This window comes from Enorma shizhengliae, assembly GCF_009676995.1.
Taxonomy (GTDB): domain Bacteria; phylum Actinomycetota; class Coriobacteriia; order Coriobacteriales; family Coriobacteriaceae; genus Enorma; species Enorma massiliensis.
In genome coordinates, this window is the sequence record NZ_VTFZ01000009.1 from 84,513 (window position 1) to 103,727 (window position 19,215).

The window sequence follows — 19,215 nt, forward strand, 5'->3', positions numbered from 1 at the left end:
AGTACCTATGGCTAAGAACAGCGGGCCCGTTCGTCAGGTGCATGAGCGCACGTTCGGCGAAGAGCGCGATAAGATGGTGGAGCTTACGAAGGCCGAGATTGAGAAGAAGTTCGGCAAGGGCTCGATCATGAAATATGGTGACGGTGGGCCCGAGCTTGAGATTGAGGTCATCCCAACGGGCGCGCTGTCCTTGGATGCCGCACTCGGCATCGGCGGCGTTCCGCGGGGGCGCATTATCGAGATCTATGGCCCGGAGTCGTCAGGTAAGACGACGCTTTCGCTCGAGATCCTTGCAGAGGCCCAGGCTGCGGGCGGTGTTGTTGCGTTCATCGATGCCGAGCACGCGCTCGACCCGACCTATGCGGCGCGCATCGGCGTCGATATCGATGAGGTGCTCATCTCCCAACCCGATACCGGCGAGCAGGCGCTCGAGATCTGCGACATGCTGGTGCGTTCCGGCGCCATCGACGCCGTCGTCGTTGACTCTGTCGCTGCCCTTGTTCCTCGTGCCGAGATTGAGGGCGAGATTGGAGATTCCTCGGTTGGCCTCCAGGCCCGGCTTATGAGTCAGGCGCTGCGCAAGCTTGCGGGATCGCTCTCAAAATCAAAGACCACCTGCATCTTCATCAACCAGCTGCGCGAGAAGATCGGCGTCATGTTCGGTAACCCCGAGACGACGACCGGCGGTAGGGCGCTTAAATTCTTCTCGTCCGTGCGAATCGACATCCGCCGTATCGAGAGTATCAAGGTTAAAGATGAGGTCGTGGGCAACCGTGTGCGTTGCAAGGTGGTAAAGAACAAGGTTGCAGCTCCCTTCCGTACCGCCGAATTCGACATCATGTACGGCACCGGCATTTCAAAAGAGGGCTCGATACTCGATATGGGCGTCGACTACGACATCGTGAAGAAGTCCGGCGCCTGGTATACCTACGAATCCGAGCGGCTGGGCCAAGGTCGCGAGGCTGCGAAGGAGTTCCTGCGCACCAACCCCGACCTTTGCGATGAGATCGAGCATCGCGTTCGTGTGGCATGCGGGCTCGAGCTTTCAGACGAGACCACGGGGGACGCCGTCATCTTGGGCGATGACGTTTCTGCCGCGAACGATACGCTCTAGCCTTCTCGTTTCATCATGTCCGAGAACGTCGTTGAGATTGATATAGCTTTGCCACCAAAGGGCTCCGCCGGCATGGGCGGGGCCCTGCCATATCGCCGCCCGCGTGCTGAGGTTCGCTTCTCGCTCGAAAACGGCGATGTGCGCAGTGGGTGGGTTCCTCCTCGTGTGGCTCGCTTGTATGAGAAGGCCCTGCCAGATCTGCCGTGCACGTATCGCTCGGCGATGGACGCTCTTATGGAGCTCGAGAGTCGCGTCTGCTTCACTGCCCTTACTGAGATGCAGTCGAGGCGCGAGCATTCGAGTCATGAAGTTCGCTCAAAGCTCCAGCAGCACGGTTTTCGCGTGACCTCTATCGACGCTGCAATCGAGCGAGCCCTGGACCTCAAGTTTCTCGATGATGCGCGATTTATGGCTTCATTCATAGACGAGCGTCTTCGTCGAGGCTGGGGTCGTCGTAAGATTGAGCTCGAGCTTAAGCGGCGCGGGGTAGATCCAAGGGCCTTACCCGGCTATCCCGAAGCATTCTTCTCCGCGGAAGACGATGCAGAACGAGCGCGTCAGCTTTTGCAGCGAAAATCGGTTCCCGAAACGCGCGCATTCGAGAAGCTTGTTCGTCATCTGGTGGGAAAGGGTTTTTCATACGATGTCGCAGCCCGGGCCGCGCGCGAGCGGATCGACAACGATGCCTGATAAAGGCTTGGTGCTCAAGGGTCGTGTAATTCCTTCGTAAAGTCGCAGCTGGTGCTGTGTAGAATTGACAGTTTTTGACTTAAAACGTAGGATGAATCTGTCATTTGTCTTGTGATGCACACTCATCGTAGATGAGTTCATTTGTGTTACATACACAACTTCATATTGGGTGTTCATACCTCGCAAATGTCGGGCGCAGCCATGCGCCATCAATGAGTTGCTTTTTTAGTTAGAGGAGTGAGCATGGAGATTGTCATCGGCATTGTCGTTGGCCTCGCCGTAGGCGCCGTCATCGCCGTCATCGCCATGCGCAACGCCAAGAACGGCAGCCTTCGCGAAGCGGATTCCCGAATCGAATCGGCGCGCGCTGAGGCGGACCAGGTGATCGGCGAGGCGCAGCGACAGGCAGAGACCTTGAAGAAGGAAGCTCTTCTCGAGGCAAAAGAAGAGATTATCCAGAACAAACAAGCTGCAGAGGCGGAGGAAAAGCAGCGCAAGCGCGAGCTTCGCACGCTCGAGAACCGCATCATGCAGCGCGAGGAATCGCTTGACCGGAGAAACGATGCGCTCGACAAGCGCGAGCACCAGCTTTCCAGCCAGGCCGGGCAAGTGGAGAAGCGCAGCCGTGAGCTCGAGGATCTCTATGCCAAGCAGACCGAAGAGCTCGAGCGCATCTCTGAGCTCACACGAGACGACGCGCACCGTGAGCTTCTCGATAAGGTCCGCGGTGAGGTTACCCACGAGGCGGCGACCATTATTCGCGATTCCGAGCAGCAGGTGAAGGCCGAGTGCCAAAAGACCGCCCAGCGGATTCTTTCTACTGCCATCCAGCGCTGCGCCGCCGATCATACCGCGGAGGTTACCGTGACCTCCGTTCACATTCCCTCGGATGATCTCAAGGGCCGCATCATCGGCCGTGAAGGGCGCAACATCCGCACCTTCGAGCAGGTTTCTGGTGTCAACCTCGTTATCGATGACACCCCCGAGACCGTCGTGCTTTCGAGCTTCGACCCCGTCCGTCGCGAGACCGCCCGCGTTGCGCTCGAGAACCTCATTGCGGATGGGCGTATCCACCCTGCTCGTATCGAGGAGATGTACAAGAAGGCATCTGAGCTCGTGCAGCAGCGCGTGCGCGAGGCTGGCGAGCAGGCTGCATTCGATACCGGGTTCCATGACCTTCATCCCGAGCTTGTGAAGACGCTCGGTGCCCTGAGGTACCGCACCTCGTTCGGCCAGAATGTTCTCAACCATTCCATCGAAGTCGCTGAGCTTGCTGGCATCATGGCCTCAGAGCTCGGCCTTGACTCCGTGCCCGCGCGTCGAGCTGGCCTCTTGCACGACCTTGGTAAGGCCATCGATCATGAGGTTGATGGGCCCCATGCCGTCATCGGTGCCGACCTGGCACGTCGCTACGGTGAGAAGCCCGAGATCGTTCATGCTATCGAGGCGCATCACGCTGATGTCGAGCCGAACACGGTGCTCGACATGCTTGTGATGGCTGCCGACGCCGTTTCTGCTTCGCGTCCCGGTGCCCGTCGCGAGTCGTTCGAGAGCTACGTGAAGCGTCTTGAGAAGCTTGAGGAGATTGCCAACGCCCACGATGGCGTCGAGCGTACCTTCGCCATGCAGGCTGGTCGCGAGGTCCATGTCATGGTTCAGCCTGAGAAGATCTCTGATGCCCAGGCTACGGTGCTCGCCCACGATATCGCTCGCCAGATCGAGGAAGAAATGGAATATCCCGGTCAGGTGCGCGTCGTCGTGATCCGCGAGAGCCGTGCGATGGATATCGCGAAGTAGCGTATGGCAGACGCTCAGCAACTCATCTCGTTCATCGCGTCCATGACGGGCGAGGGCAACCTTCGCGTTGAGGAGAACCTTGGCGAGGGATTTGTTCGGCTGCGCGTTGCTGAGGCTGAGCGCCGGCAGGCTAAGCACGATATCCAGCATGTCGAGGATATCGTTATCGAAATGCTGCGCAATGCGCGCGACGCACGTGCTACCAGCATGTATGTTGCCACATCGAAAGAGGGGGGTGTCAGGACCCTCCTCTTTCTTGATAACGGCTCCGGCGTGCCCCAGGACATGCACGAGCGCATCTTCGATGCTCGCGTGACTTCTAAGCTCGAGAGCATGAAGATGGACCGCTGGGGCGTGCACGGTCGTGGCATGGCCCTGTATTCCATCCGCGAAAACACCGACGAGGCGTGCGTTGTGGCGTCTGCGCCCGGTCTCGGATCCTCTATGCGCGTCGTTGTGGATACCGAGCGACTACCCGAGCGTGCCGACCAGTCGAGCTGGCCTAAAGCTTCGCGTAACGAGGAAGGTGTGTGGGTTTGCTCGAAAGGCCCGCATAACATCATTCGCACGGTCTGCGAGTTCGCCTTGGAAGAACAGCATGGATGCGATGTCTATCTCGGCAGTCCTGCAGAGATCGCTGCGACGCTCTACGATCAGGCAACCTCATCGCTTGATGCCTCCAAGATGCTCTTCATTGACGATGAAGCCGAGCTCCCGGTTTGCGAGCGGTTGGGCTGTGCGGCCGATGCCGCCGATCTGATGCGCATCGCTCGCTCTATAGGGCTTGAGATGTCCGAGCGCACTGCTCACCGTATTCTGAGCGGTCAGATCAAGCCGTTGCGAAGCGTGACCTCTCGTCTGCTCCGCATGCGTTCCGAACGCAAGGCGCCCGCTCCCATTGATCTATCCCGCGATCGCCGCGGTCTTAAGATCGCCCAAGATGATCTCGATGAGTTCTCGCGCGTTCTCGAGCGCGACTTCGAGGGCATCGCCGCGCGCTACTATCTTTCGCTCAGTCGAGAGCCTCGAGTCAGGGTTTCACGTGATTCGATTACGGTCACATTCGATATCCAGAAGGGCGAATGACCGGGTCCGAGAATGGCCCGAATCATTTTCTTGCTGCTCACGGGCCAATACGGTAAAGTCAAAGGGCTGCATATTCAAACCATACACGCAGGAGAACCGCACTATGGAATACCTGAAAGTATCGAGCAAGTCATCGCCCGCCTCCGTTGCCGGCGCTATAGCGGGAATGGTCAAGGATGGCGTTCCGGTCAATATGCAGTGTGTGGGCGCTGGAGCGGTCAATCAGGCCATCAAGGCCATGGCCATAGCTCGCGGTTTCCTCATCCCCACAGGTTTTGATATCTCATGTGCTCCAACGTTCTCGGATATCCTTATCAACGGTGAGTCGCGTACGGCCATCCGGCTTGCCGTCATCGTTCATCGCATCTCCCTCCAGGGCGCGGAAGCCGATCAGGTATCCGATGCCGCCATGGTCTACTAACATGGATATGATGAGTGTGCGGCCGGCGCTTTCCGGCAAGACGTATTTCATCCGCACGTTCGGTTGCCAGATGAACCTGCACGACTCCGAGCGCGTCGCTGGTTTGCTTGATGCCTGCGGCTGCCTTGAGGCGGCGGATCCCGCCGGTGCGGATATCGTGATATTCATGACCTGCTGCGTTCGCGAGGCGGCCGATCAGCGTCTTTACGGTCAATGCAATTCGTGCAAGAGCCTTCCTGCTCCACCTTCCGGCACGCGGGTCGTCGCTGTGGGCGGATGCATCGCCCAGCGAGATGGCGAGGGGCTCCTCACGAACGTCGATAACGTGAACGTGATCTTCGGCACGCATGCCATTGCGCACGTCGGCGAACTTATCGCACAAGCCTTTGAGGATGGCGGCCGTCATGTTTCGATTGCCGAGGACGAGACGCTTGCCGCCGTGTCGATGCCGTGGCATCGTGAGACGGTTTACCACGCTTGGGTTCCGATCATGACCGGCTGTAACAACTTCTGCAGCTACTGTATCGTTCCCTATGTGCGCGGACGTGAGAAGAGCAGGCCTTTTGAGGAGGTCATAGACGAGGTCTCGGCGCTTGTTCGCTCTGGCGTTCGTGAGGTCACGCTTCTCGGTCAAAATGTCAATTCCTACGGGCGTGACCGCTATGGGGCGCCGCGCTTCGCAGAGCTGCTCCGCAAGGTTGGCGAAACCGGTATCGAGCGTATTCGCTTCACCTCGTCGCATCCTAAAGACCTGCTCCCTGAGACCATTGACGCTATGGCCGAGACGCCTGCAGTCATGCCTCATCTTCACCTTGCCGTGCAGTCTGGCTCCACCCGTATCTTGAAGGAGATGAATCGTCGGTATACGCGCGAGGATTACCTTGATCTTGTTCGTCGCGTCCGCGATCGCATTCCCGGGATTGCGCTCACTACCGATATCATCGTTGGTTTTCCCGGAGAGACCGAAGAGGATTTCGAGGAGACCCTTTCTCTTGCACGCGAAGTGGGGTACGCCCAGGCCTTTACCTTCATCTACTCGCGTCGTGAGGGCACGCCCGCTGCCGCCATCGTGGACCCGACTCCGCATGAGGTGATTCAGGAGCGCTTCGATCGGCTCGTTAAGGTTATCGAAGACACCGCTTATGAGTTCAACCAGGGCGAGCTCCATGCCACGGTACCCGTTCTCGTTGAAGGTGCTTCGAAGAAGAACACCCGAGTCCTTCAGGGCAAAAGCCCGAAGAATCAAACGGTCCATGCTCCCATTCCCGAGGGGCTTCACATCGAGGACCTTATCGGCAAGATCGTTGACGTTCGCGTAGACACAGCGCGTACCTGGTATCTCTCGGGCACCGTGACAGGCGACCCTCGATGACGGGGCCCGTGGTCGCCGTCGTGGGGCCTACCGCGGTAGGGAAGAGCGCTGTGGCCGATGCCCTTGCGGAGCGCTGGGGAAGCGCCGTCATATCTGCTGATGCGATGCAGGTCTACCGTGGAATGGATATCGGCACTGCGAAGATGCCCATCGAGGAGCGGCACGCCCCTTTGCTGCTTGTGGATATCATCGAGCCGGACGAGGCATATTCCGCCGCGCTCTTCCAACGCGATGCTCGCCAACAGATCGATCAGCTGCAGGCTGCTGGTAAGATTCCGGTGCTATGCGGCGGAACAGGCCTCTATATCATGGCGGCTCTTGACGATATGAGGTTTCCCTCGGGTGAAATCGAGAGCGACGCTCGCAGGCGATATGAGCGCTTTGTTGAGGAACACGGTCCCGATGCGCTCTACGAGCTTCTGAATCGACGCGATCCGGAGAGCGCGCAAAGCATCCATCCCCATAACGTGCGACGCGTCGTTCGCGCGCTGGAGATGCTTGATGAGGGCGTTTCTTACGCCGAGCAACGCAAAGGATTCTCGACACCCAAGCCGGTCTATTCGGCTCATATCTTTGCCCTCACGATGGAGCGGTCGTGCCTGTATGGGCGTATCGATGCTCGTGTTGATGTGATGGTGCGAGATGGGCTTGTGGAAGAGGTTGAGCGCCTTTTGGAGCGTGGCGCGGGGCCTGCGCTCACGGCGCGCCAGGCAATTGGCTATAAAGAGATCATCGACTATCTGAACGGTGCATGCTCTCTGGACGAGGCGACCGAGCTCATCAAAATGCGTTCGCGCCGCTATGCAAAGCGTCAGCTCTCTTGGTTTCGTCGTGACGATCGCATCACCTGGCTCGACATGGATTCGCTTGATATCGAGGGTGCGGTCGATGCTATCGAACGCGAGGTGCGCTGCTGATGGCTCGGTTCACCCCCGTATCGACATCGCCGGTTCCCGAGCGAGCGGTGCTCGTCGGCATAGAGCAGAGGGGCTCTTCTTGGCCTGTTGACCGCTCGCTCGATGAGCTCGAACGTCTTGCCGATACCGCTGGAGCTGAGTGTGTTGCTCGTGTTACGCAGCGGCTTGAACGACCGAATCCTAGGACGTTTATCGGATCGGGCAAAGTGGCCGAGGTTTGCGGGCTCGTCTCGCGCCTCGATGCCGATGTCGTTATCTTCGATGATGACCTTTCTCCTTCACAGCAAGCGAATCTTGAGAAGGCTGTCGGAGAGCCAGTGAAGATCATCGATCGGACCGCTCTGATTCTTGATATTTTCGGGCTGCACGCTCAGACGCGTGAGGGGCGGCTCCAGGTGCAGCTTGCACAGCTTCAATATCTTCTGCCGCGCCTTCGTGGCATGTGGAGCCACCTTGCGAAGGAGCAGACGCGCGGTGGCATTGGAAGCCGTTTTGGACAGGGAGAAAGTCAGCTCGAAGTCGATCGGCGCATGGTTCGCAACCGCATTGCCGCTGTTCGACGCGAGCTTGCCGTGGTTGAGCGTAGAAGGTCTGTGCAATCGAAGGAACGGATCGCTTCTCCCGCGTTCCGTGTCGCTCTTGCGGGCTATACCAACGCTGGTAAATCTTCGCTTCTTAACCGGTTGACTGGGTCGACGGTGCTTGCGCAGGATAAGCTCTTCGCTACGCTTGATCCGACGACGCGCGCTTATCGTTTGCCTGGCGGCCGGTCTATGACGATCACCGATACCGTCGGTTTCATCCAAAAGCTTCCGCACGGGCTCGTTGATGCCTTTAAATCGACCTTGTCTGAGGTTCGTGAGGCCGATTTGATCCTCATGGTTGCCGATGCATCTGATGATAACCTGTCTCGTCAGCTTGATGCGGTCCATCGCGTTTTGGAAGAGATCGGCGCGGGCGAGTCGCGTTCTCTTGTGGTGTTCAATAAGATTGACCTCATAGATGCCGAAACGTTGCTCGACCTTAGGCGCATCTATCCTGATGCCGTTCTTGTCTCGGCGCGTACGGGAGAGCACATCGATGATTTGGTTGAGCGCGTGGCACTCGAGGCTGCTGCGCTCGATAAGCTTATCGACGTTCATATTCCGTACGCAAACGGATCTCTGGTTCAACTTATTCGTCAATCCGGACACGTGCTCGAGGAGTCTTTTGAAGAGACGTCCACGCATCTCGTGGCAAAAGTGCCTCCTCGCATTGCCGGGTACCTTTCCGCTTATTATTCAAGCTGAGGTTTCTGACGCCGTTGCTCATATGCGAGCTGGCCTACATACTGCAGACCATAGTAAAGATGAGGATGAGCAGGGGCTGGTGCACAAGATAGATCGGCAAGCTGAGCTTTCCGATCATCGAAAGGAAGGGTACGTCCGCTTTCATCATCCACATGGGATAGCCCGATGCGTGATGTTGGTCGAACCAGCGTGCTGCGAAGGCACCCGCGAGGTAGAGGAATACGTTGGGCAACAGCGGATAGTAGTCCCCTGAGACAAACGACGCCGAGGGAACCCCGAGCCAGGCTAGGCCTTCCACGGGATAGGTCGTGTGCGGCAGGGTGTAGGTTGCGGCGAAGAGCACGAGGCAACTGAGGAGGCCCACTGCCGCTGGGAGGCGGTTAAGCAACGGTGCCGTGGTGGCATAGAGGAGCGTGCAGGCGGCCATGCAGTAGATGATGCCAAATGAGATGGGCGTATCTACCCCAGCGATGCTGGTGGCAAGGAATACGGCCCCTGCAGCTATTGCATAGACACCGCCCCTATTTAAGTTGTTGCGCGAAAGGCTGGTCATCCATCCTGCAAGGGCGAGAAACACCCAGCTTATCGAGGAGCGCCAGACCGTCTGGATGATGGGGTCGGTGAACCAGGGGATTTCGAATCCATAGAGATAGGCTGCATCATAGGCCGCATGGAACGCGACCATCGAAATGATGGTGAAGCCGCGCAGCGAGTCAAAGAAGGCGATGCGCGGCTTTTGAGGGTTATCTTCGTGCGCGTTATCCTGCACGTCTGCTCCTAAAAGCGCCTCATGAGGGCGACCACTTTGCCCAGGATCTGTGGATTCTCGGCATAGATGGGCTCCATGGCATCGTTTTCGGGCTGGAGGCGTACACGACCGCGTTCCTTGTAGAACGTCTTGACCGTAGCCTCGTTATCGATCATGGCAACAACGATCTCGCCGTTCATGGCGTTCTTCTGCTCGCGTACGACCAGGTAATCGCCGTTGAAGATGCCAGCGTTGATCATGGAGTCGCCATGCACTTCGAGCACGAAAGAGGAGGCGTCGGTTGCGATCTCGGTGGGAAGGGTGAAGGTGTCCTCGACGTTTTGCTCGGCGAGGATGGGCATGCCTGCGGCAACCCTGCCTACCAAGGGAAGCGTTACCGTACCGCGGTCCGGAGACTCCTTAACCTCTGCAAGGCTTACGGAACTACCGTCCTCATTGAACAGCTCGAGCGCACGGGGCTTCGTGGCGTCGCGTTTGATGAGGCCGCGCGCTTCGAGGGCGCTCAGGTGCGCATGGACCGTGGAGGGGGAGGAGAGCCCCACGGCGGCCGCCATCTCGCGCACGCTCGGCGGATAACCCTTCTCTTGCTGGTACGCACGAATGTAGTCGTAGATTTGCTGCTGGCGCTTCGAAATCTTGCGTGCCATCGATGCTCCCTCCATACAAAACATTTGTTCGATTTTTACTTGACAGGAACAACTGTTCGAAGATAATGATATACGAACACTCGTTCTTGCGCCAGAGTTTTTTGTCCGGGCGCCGGGATATAACAGTTTCGTCAAACGAGAAAGGGGTTTCCAATGCACGCTACATTCGCCATCGTCGAGGGAAACCTCGCGCTGTCTTCCGATGTCCTCTATGATGAGCCCATTGCTCCCACCTATGCGACGCAGATCTACGAGCTTCCCGTCCGGCGCGCTGAGTCTCCTCGCAGCGCCCATGTCGCAGCTACCCCTGTTTCATCGACGGGTTCTCTGTCGCATGCGGTCGTCGCTGGGGTTATTGTCGCTCTCCTTTCACTTGCTCTCGTCGTTGCCGCCTGCTTCATGATTTCGAGTGAACAGCGTGCTTTCGATAGCGCCCTTGCATCATCCTCTCGCCAAACGATCACGGTGAAAGCTGGCGATTCTATTTGGTCGATTGCCGAAGCCTACGATATCGAGGGGCTCTCTACGCGCCAGACCTCTGATGTCATTCGCGCTTGGAACGACTTGGAGACGAGCACCTTGCAGCCGGGCGACACCTTAGTCGTCCCGCTTTCCTAAGGAGTGGCACGATCGCTGTCCGTACCGGGCTCGCATAAACCTCGGCGTCTGCCAGTTTTTGTGTCCCATGTATACGCTGCGCTTCGCTCCTTTCAACGCTTCTTGATGATGGGCGAGCGAGCCCTTTCCTATTTCCAAAACGCAATATCTAGTACTTCTCGGTCAGATTCTCTCAAGACGTGGTACTCTATCTAAGTTGTTCGCGCCTGAGGAGGTTTAATGCGCTGTCCGCGTTGCGGTGGAGATAATACGCGAGTCGTTGATTCGCGCATGCAGGATGCTACGAACGCGATAAAGCGCCGCCGCGAATGCAGGTCATGCGGATATCGCTTTACCACATTCGAGCGTTGCGAAGATCCCATCGAGGTTATCAAAAGCGATGGAACCATGCAGCCGTTTGACCGAAACAAGCTTCTTGTTGGCTTGATGCGCGCGACCTCTAAGCGAGAGATCGATATCTCGCAGTTGAACGCACTCATCGATGATATTGAGCTCGAGCTTCGTGGCCGCACCCTCACGAACGTCTCTTCACATGAGATCGGCGATATGGTGCTCAAGCGGCTCGAGAAGATAGACAAAGTGGCCTATATCAGGTTTGCATCCGTCTATCGCGATTTCAAAGACGTCGATGAGTTTTTGCAGGAACTCGATAAGCTTAGGTGAGCACATGTCTTTAGTGAATGTACAGATCAAACGACTCGACCCCACGGTTGAGCTGCCCTCGTATGCCTATGCGGGTGATGCAGGGCTCGACCTTCGAGCGAATGAAACCGTCGATATTCCACCCCATGAGCGCGTCTTGATTTCAACGGGTCTTGCCATCGCGATCCCTGACGGCTTTGCCGGCTTCGTGCAGCCTCGTAGCGGCATGGCGCTCAAGCGGGGCCTTTCCATCGCAAATACGCCTGGGCTCATCGATGCGCATTATCGTGGTGAGCTCAAGGTGATCGCGATCAATCTCGATGCACATGAGTCTATTCATATCGAGCGCGGCGAACGCATCGCCCAGCTCGTCATTCAAGAGGTTCCCGTCGTTCAGCTCGTTGAAGTCGACGAGTTGGATGAGACCGACCGTGGAACCGGTGGATTCGGCTCAAGCGGGGCGCGCTAACAGGCGCCTCCGAGCACATAGTAGGGAAGAGCAATCCGAAGAAAAGGGGAGTAATGGATACGTTCTTCAAGTTTTCCGAGCGCGGCTCCAATGCCGCAACGGAGGTGCGCGCTGGCCTCACGACGTTTTTGGCCATGGCGTACATCATCATCGTCAACCCGAGCATTCTGTCTGCCGCGGGAATCAACCCGACGGCCGCGGTAACTGCGACCTGCCTGGGCGCCGCGGTTATGACGATCGCCATGGGCGTGTTCTCGAACCGCCCGCTTGCCTGCGCTTCGGGTATGGGCATCAACTCGATCGTCGCCTTTACCCTGTGCGGCAGCATGGGCCTCGGCTGGCAGACCGCCATGGCCGTCATCTTCGTGGAGGGCGTTGCCATTCTGTTCCTGGTGCTCTGCGGCCTGCGCGAGGCGATCATGGAGGCCATTCCTGTGCCCCTGCGCCACGGCATCTCCATCGGTCTCGGTCTCTTCATCGCAATGATCGGCCTCAAGGATGGTGGCGTCATCGTTGCCAACGCCGACACCATGGTCTCGCTTGGCTCGCTCGTGAACGCTGATGGTGGCTACAACTTCGCTCTGCTCGTGGGCATCATCTCGATCGTTCTCACCGTGGTCCTGTATTCCATGAAGGTGAAGGGCGCTCTGCTCTGGGGCATCGTCATCTCCGCGATCATCGGTGTGCCGCTGGGTGTCACGAGCCTGCCCACCGGTGTGGTCGCTCCGCTCGATTTCTCGACCTTCGCTGCCCCGTTCCAGGTGAGCGAGGCTTCCGGTGTCATGGGAATCATCGAGGCCATCACCACCCCGTCGCTTCTGCTCTTTGCCTTCTCGCTCATGATGAGCGACTTCTTCGACACCATGGGCACGGCGATGGCCGTGGCCAAGCAGGGCGACTTCCTCACCGAGGATGGTAAGGTCGAAGACATCAAGCCGATCCTCATCGTCGACTCCGCCGCTGCTATCGCTGGTGGCTTCGTGGGCGCTTCCTCCATCACCACCTTCGTTGAGTCCGCTTCTGGTGCAGCCGATGGTGGCCGTACCGGCCTCACTTCGGTGGTCGCTGGCGTCCTCTTCCTGCTCGCCGCGTTCTTCTCGCCGCTCATCAACTGCATTCCCTCTGCAGCCACCTGCGGTGCGCTCGTGTTTGTTGGCTTCCTGATGATGAGCGATGTCGCCGATATCGACTGGGCCAGCCCCATCGAGGCCTTCCCGGCATTTATGATCATCGCTGGCATTCCGTTCACGTATTCGATTTCCAACGGCATCGGCCTTGGCTTCATCACCTTCGTGGTCGTGTCTGCCGTCACGGGCAACATTCGCAAGGTTCGCCCGCTCATGTGGGTCGCCGCTGCTGCATTCCTGGTCTATTTCATCATGACCATCATGTAAGCTGTGCCAATCTGCGCGTAGCTCGCCGTACGTCTTGTCCAGCGTGATGGGCAACGTAGGCATTGCTTATGGTATAGAGGGCGCCTCTCGTTACAGATGGGAGGCGCCCTCTTTCTTAGCCGACCGTTCCAGTTTCTGCGTAAATCTACTTGGTCTTGTGCCTGGCACATACAATTAGGTACCAAAATAAATGTTGTATAGGTTAGGGATAAAGCGGGAATCAGCACCTTAGCATGGTAGCTTCGTTGAATGCGAGGAGCGATATGGATAAGACGAATCGTGTGGTAGATACCGTGGTCATCGGGGGCGGTCCAGCTGGCTATGCAGCGGCTATCTACGCTGCGCGAGCAAGTTTGAAAACCGTCGTCATAGAGCAAGGCATGCCGGGCGGCCAGATTGCCACGACGGATATCGTTGAAAACTATCCCGCCATACCAAACATTACCGGCGCGGAGCTCGGTATGAAGTTGCAGGAACATGCGACGGAGGCCGGTGCAGAAAGCGTCTATGGCGTTGTTGACGCCATGGAGCGGCTCGATGACGGCTCCTTCAATGTCGTGTGTGCAGATGAGGCCTATCATGCGCCAACGGTTATCGTTGCTACGGGCGCTCGTCCACGAACCGCTGGTTTTACCGGTGAAGATCAATTCCGCGGTCGCGGAATATCGTATTGCGCCACATGCGACGGCATGTTTTACCGCGGAAAGAACGTGTTCGTTATCGGCGGCGGGAATGCTGCCTGTGAAGAGGGGCTGTATCTTGCGCGCATTGCGAACTCCGTAACGATGGTTGTGCGCCGCAATGAGTTTAGAGCTCCGAAGGGCGTCGTTGACAGGCTCTTGGCGCATGAGCGAGTAACAGTCCGCTATAGTACGTCGATTACCGCGGTTGACGGCGACCGGTTCCTGTCGAATATTACGTTTAGAAATAACGATACAGGCGAAGTGCATACCGAAGCGTTTGAAGAGGGATCGTTTGGCATCTTTGTATTTGCGGGAACCGATCCAGTTGTGGAGCTAGTCCGGCCGTTCGTAGACCTTGGCTCTGATGGTGGCGTAATGACGAATGAATCCATGGAAACGCGTACGCCGGGTCTGTATTGCGTGGGAGACATGCGCTCAAAGCGTCTCCGCCAAGCGATTACCGCTGCGGCTGACGGGGCTATTGCAGGTTCCGAGGCGTATCGCTATGTGACTGAGCGGGGCTGATATGCGAGGTATAGTTTCAAGGCTCACATACGTTCATGAGCATATCTTGCTTATCTATTAAATCAAGATAATATATCTTATGTAAAGTTGTTAGATGAAGCCAATAGAAGACCTTCAAGACCTTCTGTAGCCATCCTCTGATGTAGCCACGCTTTGATTCTACCTTGACGGAAAGGTCGAGGTTATCTGATCACAACAATACGGGCGCCCTGCACTCTTTGCAGCGCGCCCGTTTGCTTAATTCGATATGACTACGCAAAAAGACATCAATCGTTGCGGATGCTAGCATCTTCGACTGATGACCGATGCTCCTACCAACCGTACCCTATGATGAGACCATCGGTCTCTGCGTAGTACGAGCACAGGCCTCCACATGGAAGAATGGTTGCCTTTGCAGTCGGCCATTCGGCGGTAATGCGCGCCGCAAGGTCTTCCGCGGCCTTTTCGTTGAAGGCATGGTCGATGAACACGTCGCCGCCTTGGAAGCCGTCTTCCCGCATGGATCCAATGATCTTTTCGAATGCCTTCTTCTGGCTTCGTGCGGGACCAAGAACCTTGATAGTGCCCTCGCTGCTCGCGGTTCCGAGCATGCGGATATTGAGCTTGTTGGCAAGCATGCCGGCAACCTTGGGCATGCGGCCCGCCTTGGCAAGGTTTTCGTAGCTCGAGAGCAGGAATAAGACCGTCGAAGACTGCTCTACATTGCAGATATACGCGGTTACCTCGTTGAAGGTGGCATCGGGATGTTCAGTTAGGTACCTATCTAATGCCACGATCAATAGCTCGAGCTTGCCGCCTGCTGCACGGGAGTTCACGATGAAGATATTGCGGGAACCATCCTCTTCGAGCACGAGGTCACGTGCCATGATGGCTGCCTCATAGCTACCTGAGAGATTCGCGGAAATCGTAATGGCAATCACGTTATCGGCTGAGCGGAAGCGGTCGGCCCATTCCCCTACGCTCGGACATGCGCTTGATGTGGCCGATTCCTCGGCAGCGACACGGCGGTTGAGCTCGGCAACGTCAAGTGCCTCGTCATCGACATATTCCTGGCCGCCTACGTTGACCTTGAGAGGTGCGAAACGGTATATGGTATCTGGAGCAGACGGCGTGTAGCCACGGAGGTTGCAACTGGAATCTGCTATAAGTGCCCAACTCATCGTGTAGGTCCCTTCGACGGTACCGAACCTATCTGTATTATACGTGCTCCCTTATCGAAATGGTGAAACAGATGGTTTCTAAAACAAGATGACATAGTTTTATAAGCAATGAGAGTATCATGTGATTGGTACGGTATTAGGTAGGTAATTTGCATGCTCAGTGGAACGTGCGTGGTATGGAGGATGCAATGACGGCGCAGAAATCGGTAATCCCCATGAATGAACACGGTCGAGCAATCACCCAGGAAGATATCAAGCCGACGGTTCTTCCCGATGCCTATCTCACTTCTTCAATAGCTTCGGCCCTTGTTGATTTCAAGATGCCTCGTTTCGAGGATCTCCCCACAGTTGGCCTCTATCGAGACCAGGTTATTGGTATCGTCGAGCAGACGCTGGGCCCCCTTGGCACATGCATCGATGGCGAGCTCCTGACGCCTTCTATGGTTAATAACTATGTGAAGGCAGGCCTCATTGCGGCGCCGGTTAAAAAGCTCTACAACCGCGAGCACGTGGCTCGCCTGCTCGTAATCTGCATTTTCAAGCAGGTGCTGTCGATTCAAGCGATTGCGACGCTCTTTAAGATTCAGCGGGTAACCTATATGGTCGACGTTGCCTTCGATTATGTAGCCGTGGAGCTCGAAAACGCCGTGCGCTCCGCATTCTCGATCGACGCGACTCCCCAACCGGATTCGGCGTCGCATGTTACCAGGGAGTCGCTTCTCGTTCGAAATGCCGTCACGGCGTTTGCCGCCAAGGCCTATCTGCTAGGCTATCTGCACTATATCGGATACGAAGGCTCGGAATAGCCCTTAGTTCATAGTATCCGTTGAACTTCAGGCGTTACCTCGTTTGCAGACCCTTAGGAAACCTTGACCAAGCTGAAGAGCTCTTGGTCGCCCGATGCGGCAAGCGCGTCACGAGGATTCAGGAATGCGAGCTCAAGGATGCAACCATATCCGATCAGCTCGGCACCCATATTCTGGACGAGCTTGCCTGTTGCCGCAACGGTACCACCGGTAGCAACGAGGTCATCGATGATGAGGACGCGATCGCCGGGCTCAAGGGCGTCCGCGTGGATCTCGAGCGTATCGGTGCCGTATTCGAGCTCATAGCTGATGGACACGGTCTCGCGCGGAAGCTTTCCGGGCTTACGTGCGGGGATGAAGCCCGCACCGAGTTCAAGCGCTACGGGAACGCCCACCATAAAGCCACGAGCCTCGGGGCCGATGACCTTCGTCACTCCCCTACCGCGAAAGTGGTCAGCAAGCGCGGTGATAGCCTGTCGCATCGCATTGGCGTCGGCGAAAAGCGGTGTGATGTCCTTAAAGACAACGCCGGGCTCCGGGTAGTCGGGAATGTCGGCGATATACGATTCGAAGTCGAAGTCAGTTGCGGCGGTCTCAGGCATAAGGGCTCCTCTACTGATAACAGTGCATACGCTAACGCGCACGTTTGACAACGCGTGATGTGCGACGAGATGAGGTTGCTTCTTGGGGGGCGGCAACATCGGTAAGCGTACCGGTGCGATTGGTCGTTTCAGTGCGCGAAGCTGCGTCGCCAGCGTTTCTCTTGGACTCGCGTGAAGCCTCCGCTCGAGCGAGCTCATCATCGATGGAATCCACGTCGGCATCCTTGACTACGGCATTAAGCGACTCGAACACGCGGCCCTTCAAGAGGGCGGTATGAAGGCCATCGGTGAGGTCGTGCAGCTTCTTGAAGGCGCGCTCCAGCTTCGCGCTGCGGTCCTCGTCGCTGTCATCGAGACCAAGCATGCCCACAAGGACCTGCTCGAACATCGTCGATTCGCGGTTGGCGGAAACGACGTATTGGCGGAGGTTCCGAGGTTCGATATGAAAACGCGAAAGCTCGTCGCAATAGCGGATAATCTCGAAATCGCTTCCATCGATAAGCTCGCGATTCTTCGGGCTCTTGATGATGCGCACAAGATCGTTCTGCGCGAGGGAGCGCACAAAGGAGATGCTAACGCCCAGCAAGTCCGGAACATCTTCAAGGGGATGAAGCTTCTGCTTGGTTTCCTTGGGTTGCGTCTTCATGGGAACATCGGACAAAAGGCCGACTTCGTAGGCAAGGGTGTGCAGATCGTCGGCGCTCTCGAGCCTTTGCTTGATGACGTTCAGCGGCATATAGCGCGTCTTCTGAAGATGCAGGATGACCTCAAGCCGCTCGACATCGTCCATGGAGTACTGGCGATACCCCTTGGGCGTGCGGTGAGGAGTAATGAGCCCTTCGTCTTCAAGGAATCGAATCTTCGAGTTGGAGAGGTCGGGATACGTGCCACGTAGTAGGTTAACGACTTGGCCGATGCTCAGATAGCTGCGCTCAGCCAAAGCTACTCACCCGTTTCGATGCGCTCCGGGCTGCTCTCGTGGTAGATGAGCGTGAACGTGCCGATCTGAACCGAGGAGCCGTCGTGGAGCGGAGCAGAGTTGACGATGGCGCCGTCGACCCAAGTGCCGTTAAGTGAGCCCAGATCTTCAATCGTGGTGCCTAGTGGCGTGCGCACGATTTTGGCGTGGGAGCGGGAGACCGTCATGTCGTTCAGGAAGATGGCGTTGGCGGGATCGCGCCCGACCGAGGTCTCAGGCGCGGTGATTTCAAAGGTGTTGCCCGTTTGGGGCCCCTTGATAATAGAGATCACCGGATTGGCGATCTTAGTGCTCTTCATGAGGTCGGGGGCGGTTGCATCGTCTATGGGCATGCGAAAGACGCGCGTGGAATCTGTGCCAAGTCCTGCCATGGAAACCCCTATCACATACGGATCCGGAATCGTTTCCGGTTTAATACATCGCAAAGGCACTTTCATTCTACCCTAGCGCGCGTTGAGATTCACGGGCGACTCAAGAAGCTCCAGAAGCCCCATCAGCCTCTTCAATTTCCGGGTTGAGGAAGTCTACGTCCTCTTCCTCAGGATGCTCGATGGCGTGCTTCGAGGCTCGGTAGCCCTTTATGGTATAGATGACTGCGGTGAGCAAGGAGAAGATCACGCCGACATACACGAAGAATATCCCTAAGGGAACCTCGCGGGCATCGAGGCCGGGGAACGCTTCCGAGAATGTGCCGAGAACGCCGATGCCGCCGATTTTCGGCAAACCGAGAAGCATGAAAGAGAAGCCGGTCATGAGAAGCGCGGTAGCGGCCTTTCCGGTGTACACCACGTCGATCGGTCGTTTGTGGTACCGCCGTACGACGGCATTGCCACAGGCGAGATAGACGTCGCGCAAGATGATGACGATGCAGACCCAGATGGGGAGCTCTCCGCGCGCCACGAGGCCGATGACGCCGGTAAAAAGAAGCGCCCGGTCAACGACGGGGTCCATCATCTTGCCAAGCCAGCTCACCGTGCGCGTTTTACGTGCAATGGCGCCATCCAGCCAGTCCGTGCTCGCGGCGACTGCATAGATGACGAGCGCGACATAGCGGTTGACATCCATGACGAATAAATACAAAAAGACGAACGTGAGGATAAGGCGAAGAATGGTGATGAAGTTGGAGATGGTGAAGATCTGGTTCGAGGGGTAGTCTGGGGTGCCGATCAGCTCCCGTTTGATCTTCTTTCTGAGGCCCACGATTCTCCTCTAGTCCCTATTCGGATGCGTTCACA

21 protein-coding genes are annotated in these 19,215 nt (G+C 57.0%); 14 read left to right on the forward strand and 7 right to left on the reverse strand.

The features are described 5' to 3' along the window. Positions 1-7: 7 nt before the first annotated feature. The 8 genes from recA (at position 8) to hflX (ending at position 8,686) form a co-directional block, all read left to right on the forward strand. Positions 8-1,114: a recombinase RecA gene (gene recA / locus GJE22_RS07410; protein ID WP_144688643.1), complete on the forward strand. Its 1,107-nt coding sequence runs from the start codon at positions 8-10 to the stop codon at positions 1,112-1,114. A gap of 72 nt (positions 1,115-1,186) precedes the next feature. Continuing rightward, entirely contained in the window at positions 1,187-1,804 is a 618-nt protein-coding gene (locus GJE22_RS07415; RefSeq protein ID WP_235895855.1) for a regulatory protein RecX, read from the forward strand. Between the two features lie 243 nt (positions 1,805-2,047). Further along, positions 2,048-3,601 (forward strand): ribonuclease Y, encoded by a 1,554-nt coding sequence (rny, locus tag GJE22_RS07420; RefSeq protein ID WP_087185612.1) that lies wholly within the window; start codon positions 2,048-2,050, stop codon positions 3,599-3,601. Between the two features lie 3 nt (positions 3,602-3,604). Next, positions 3,605-4,687: an ATP-binding protein gene (locus GJE22_RS07425; protein WP_144688641.1), complete on the forward strand. Its 1,083-nt coding sequence runs from the start codon at positions 3,605-3,607 to the stop codon at positions 4,685-4,687. A 103-nt stretch (positions 4,688-4,790) separates the two neighbouring features. Beyond that, positions 4,791-5,108, forward strand: a complete 318-nt coding sequence (locus GJE22_RS07430; protein WP_019128294.1) for a stage V sporulation protein S — start codon at positions 4,791-4,793, stop codon at positions 5,106-5,108. A 10-nt stretch (positions 5,109-5,118) separates the two neighbouring features. Beyond that, the gene (gene miaB, locus GJE22_RS07435) at positions 5,119-6,480 is read left to right on the forward strand and encodes a tRNA (N6-isopentenyl adenosine(37)-C2)-methylthiotransferase MiaB (protein ID WP_186297447.1); all 1,362 of its coding nucleotides are present in this window, start codon (positions 5,119-5,121) and stop codon (positions 6,478-6,480) included. After that, on the forward strand, positions 6,477-7,397 hold the full coding sequence (miaA, locus tag GJE22_RS07440; protein WP_144688639.1) for a tRNA (adenosine(37)-N6)-dimethylallyltransferase MiaA: 921 nt from the start codon (positions 6,477-6,479) through the stop codon (positions 7,395-7,397). The genes miaB and miaA overlap by 4 nt, the downstream gene beginning before the upstream one ends. Continuing rightward, positions 7,397-8,686, forward strand: a complete 1,290-nt coding sequence (gene hflX / locus GJE22_RS07445; protein WP_144688638.1) for a GTPase HflX — start codon at positions 7,397-7,399, stop codon at positions 8,684-8,686. The genes miaA and hflX overlap by 1 nt, the downstream gene beginning before the upstream one ends. A gap of 34 nt (positions 8,687-8,720) precedes the next feature. Here hflX and GJE22_RS07450 read toward each other — a convergent pair whose 3' ends face one another. Both GJE22_RS07450 and lexA read right to left on the reverse strand, forming a co-directional pair. Beyond that, on the reverse strand, positions 8,721-9,455 hold the full coding sequence (locus GJE22_RS07450; protein WP_235895854.1) for a heparan-alpha-glucosaminide N-acetyltransferase: 735 nt from the start codon (positions 9,453-9,455) through the stop codon (positions 8,721-8,723). Between the two features lie 8 nt (positions 9,456-9,463). Then, positions 9,464-10,102: a transcriptional repressor LexA gene (gene lexA / locus GJE22_RS07455; protein WP_019128300.1), complete on the reverse strand. Its 639-nt coding sequence runs from the start codon at positions 10,100-10,102 to the stop codon at positions 9,464-9,466. 153 nt (positions 10,103-10,255) lie between these two features. On the opposite strand from lexA, the gene GJE22_RS07460 reads away from it, so the two are divergent. The 5 genes from GJE22_RS07460 (at position 10,256) to GJE22_RS07480 (ending at position 14,433) form a co-directional block, all read left to right on the forward strand. Next, positions 10,256-10,720, forward strand: a complete 465-nt coding sequence (locus tag GJE22_RS07460; RefSeq protein ID WP_144688637.1) for a LysM peptidoglycan-binding domain-containing protein — start codon at positions 10,256-10,258, stop codon at positions 10,718-10,720. A 219-nt stretch (positions 10,721-10,939) separates the two neighbouring features. After that, positions 10,940-11,383 (forward strand): transcriptional regulator NrdR, encoded by a 444-nt coding sequence (gene nrdR, locus GJE22_RS07465; protein ID WP_019128302.1) that lies wholly within the window; start codon positions 10,940-10,942, stop codon positions 11,381-11,383. Between the two features lie 4 nt (positions 11,384-11,387). Continuing rightward, the gene (dut, locus tag GJE22_RS07470) at positions 11,388-11,831 is read left to right on the forward strand and encodes a dUTP diphosphatase (protein ID WP_022349576.1); all 444 of its coding nucleotides are present in this window, start codon (positions 11,388-11,390) and stop codon (positions 11,829-11,831) included. Positions 11,832-11,884: 53 nt separating this feature from the next. Then, positions 11,885-13,225 (forward strand): NCS2 family permease, encoded by a 1,341-nt coding sequence (locus tag GJE22_RS07475; RefSeq protein WP_144688636.1) that lies wholly within the window; start codon positions 11,885-11,887, stop codon positions 13,223-13,225. Between the two features lie 263 nt (positions 13,226-13,488). Next, positions 13,489-14,433, forward strand: a complete 945-nt coding sequence (locus GJE22_RS07480) for an NAD(P)/FAD-dependent oxidoreductase (protein ID WP_144688635.1) — start codon at positions 13,489-13,491, stop codon at positions 14,431-14,433. Positions 14,434-14,744: 311 nt separating this feature from the next. Here the strand turns inward: GJE22_RS07480 and GJE22_RS07485 are convergent, their stop codons facing one another. Continuing rightward, the gene (locus GJE22_RS07485) at positions 14,745-15,593 is read right to left on the reverse strand and encodes a DegV family protein (RefSeq protein ID WP_144688634.1); all 849 of its coding nucleotides are present in this window, start codon (positions 15,591-15,593) and stop codon (positions 14,745-14,747) included. 188 nt (positions 15,594-15,781) lie between these two features. Between GJE22_RS07485 and GJE22_RS07490 the strand changes: the two genes are divergently transcribed. Next, entirely contained in the window at positions 15,782-16,399 is a 618-nt protein-coding gene (locus GJE22_RS07490) for a DUF1836 domain-containing protein (RefSeq protein ID WP_235895853.1), read from the forward strand. Between the two features lie 53 nt (positions 16,400-16,452). On the opposite strand, the gene GJE22_RS07495 is transcribed toward GJE22_RS07490, so the two are convergent. The 4 genes from GJE22_RS07495 to GJE22_RS07510 all read right to left on the reverse strand — a co-directional run bounded on the left by GJE22_RS07495 (position 16,453) and on the right by GJE22_RS07510 (position 19,180). After that, a complete protein-coding gene (locus tag GJE22_RS07495) occupies positions 16,453-17,001 on the reverse strand; it encodes an adenine phosphoribosyltransferase (protein WP_144688633.1) in 549 nt (182 codons plus the stop codon). A gap of 31 nt (positions 17,002-17,032) precedes the next feature. Beyond that, entirely contained in the window at positions 17,033-17,941 is a 909-nt protein-coding gene (ftsR, locus tag GJE22_RS07500; RefSeq protein ID WP_235895852.1) for a transcriptional regulator FtsR, read from the reverse strand. Positions 17,942-17,943: 2 nt separating this feature from the next. Next, complete coding sequence (locus GJE22_RS07505) at positions 17,944-18,351, reverse strand: FHA domain-containing protein (RefSeq protein WP_144688632.1); 408 nt, start codon at positions 18,349-18,351, stop codon at positions 17,944-17,946. 100 nt (positions 18,352-18,451) lie between these two features. Then, positions 18,452-19,180, reverse strand: coding sequence for a CDP-alcohol phosphatidyltransferase family protein (locus GJE22_RS07510; RefSeq protein WP_144688631.1), 729 nt, complete (start codon positions 19,178-19,180; stop codon positions 18,452-18,454). Between the last annotated feature and the right edge of the window lie 35 nt (positions 19,181-19,215).

Coding starts and splice junctions, on each gene's coding strand:
- GJE22_RS07425 (WP_144688641.1), top strand. CDS start 3,605: ATGGCAGACGCTCAGCAACTCATCTCGTTCATCGCGTCCATGACGGGC.
- GJE22_RS07430 (WP_019128294.1), top strand. CDS start 4,791: ATGGAATACCTGAAAGTATCGAGCAAGTCATCGCCCGCCTCCGTTGCC.
- miaB (WP_186297447.1), top strand. CDS start 5,119: ATGAGTGTGCGGCCGGCGCTTTCCGGCAAGACGTATTTCATCCGCACG.
- hflX (WP_144688638.1), top strand. CDS start 7,397: ATGGCTCGGTTCACCCCCGTATCGACATCGCCGGTTCCCGAGCGAGCG.
- recA (WP_144688643.1), top strand. CDS start 8: ATGGCTAAGAACAGCGGGCCCGTTCGTCAGGTGCATGAGCGCACGTTC.
- GJE22_RS07475 (WP_144688636.1), top strand. CDS start 11,885: ATGGATACGTTCTTCAAGTTTTCCGAGCGCGGCTCCAATGCCGCAACG.
- GJE22_RS07505 (WP_144688632.1), bottom strand. CDS start 18,351: ATGGCAGGACTTGGCACAGATTCCACGCGCGTCTTTCGCATGCCCATA.
- GJE22_RS07480 (WP_144688635.1), top strand. CDS start 13,489: ATGGATAAGACGAATCGTGTGGTAGATACCGTGGTCATCGGGGGCGGT.
- GJE22_RS07490 (WP_235895853.1), top strand. CDS start 15,782: ATGACGGCGCAGAAATCGGTAATCCCCATGAATGAACACGGTCGAGCA.
- GJE22_RS07495 (WP_144688633.1), bottom strand. CDS start 17,001: ATGCCTGAGACCGCCGCAACTGACTTCGACTTCGAATCGTATATCGCC.
- GJE22_RS07460 (WP_144688637.1), top strand. CDS start 10,256: ATGCACGCTACATTCGCCATCGTCGAGGGAAACCTCGCGCTGTCTTCC.
- GJE22_RS07415 (WP_235895855.1), top strand. CDS start 1,187: ATGGGCGGGGCCCTGCCATATCGCCGCCCGCGTGCTGAGGTTCGCTTC.
- dut (WP_022349576.1), top strand. CDS start 11,388: ATGTCTTTAGTGAATGTACAGATCAAACGACTCGACCCCACGGTTGAG.
- miaA (WP_144688639.1), top strand. CDS start 6,477: ATGACGGGGCCCGTGGTCGCCGTCGTGGGGCCTACCGCGGTAGGGAAG.
- nrdR (WP_019128302.1), top strand. CDS start 10,940: ATGCGCTGTCCGCGTTGCGGTGGAGATAATACGCGAGTCGTTGATTCG.
- lexA (WP_019128300.1), bottom strand. CDS start 10,102: ATGGCACGCAAGATTTCGAAGCGCCAGCAGCAAATCTACGACTACATT.
- rny (WP_087185612.1), top strand. CDS start 2,048: ATGGAGATTGTCATCGGCATTGTCGTTGGCCTCGCCGTAGGCGCCGTC.
- GJE22_RS07485 (WP_144688634.1), bottom strand. CDS start 15,593: ATGAGTTGGGCACTTATAGCAGATTCCAGTTGCAACCTCCGTGGCTAC.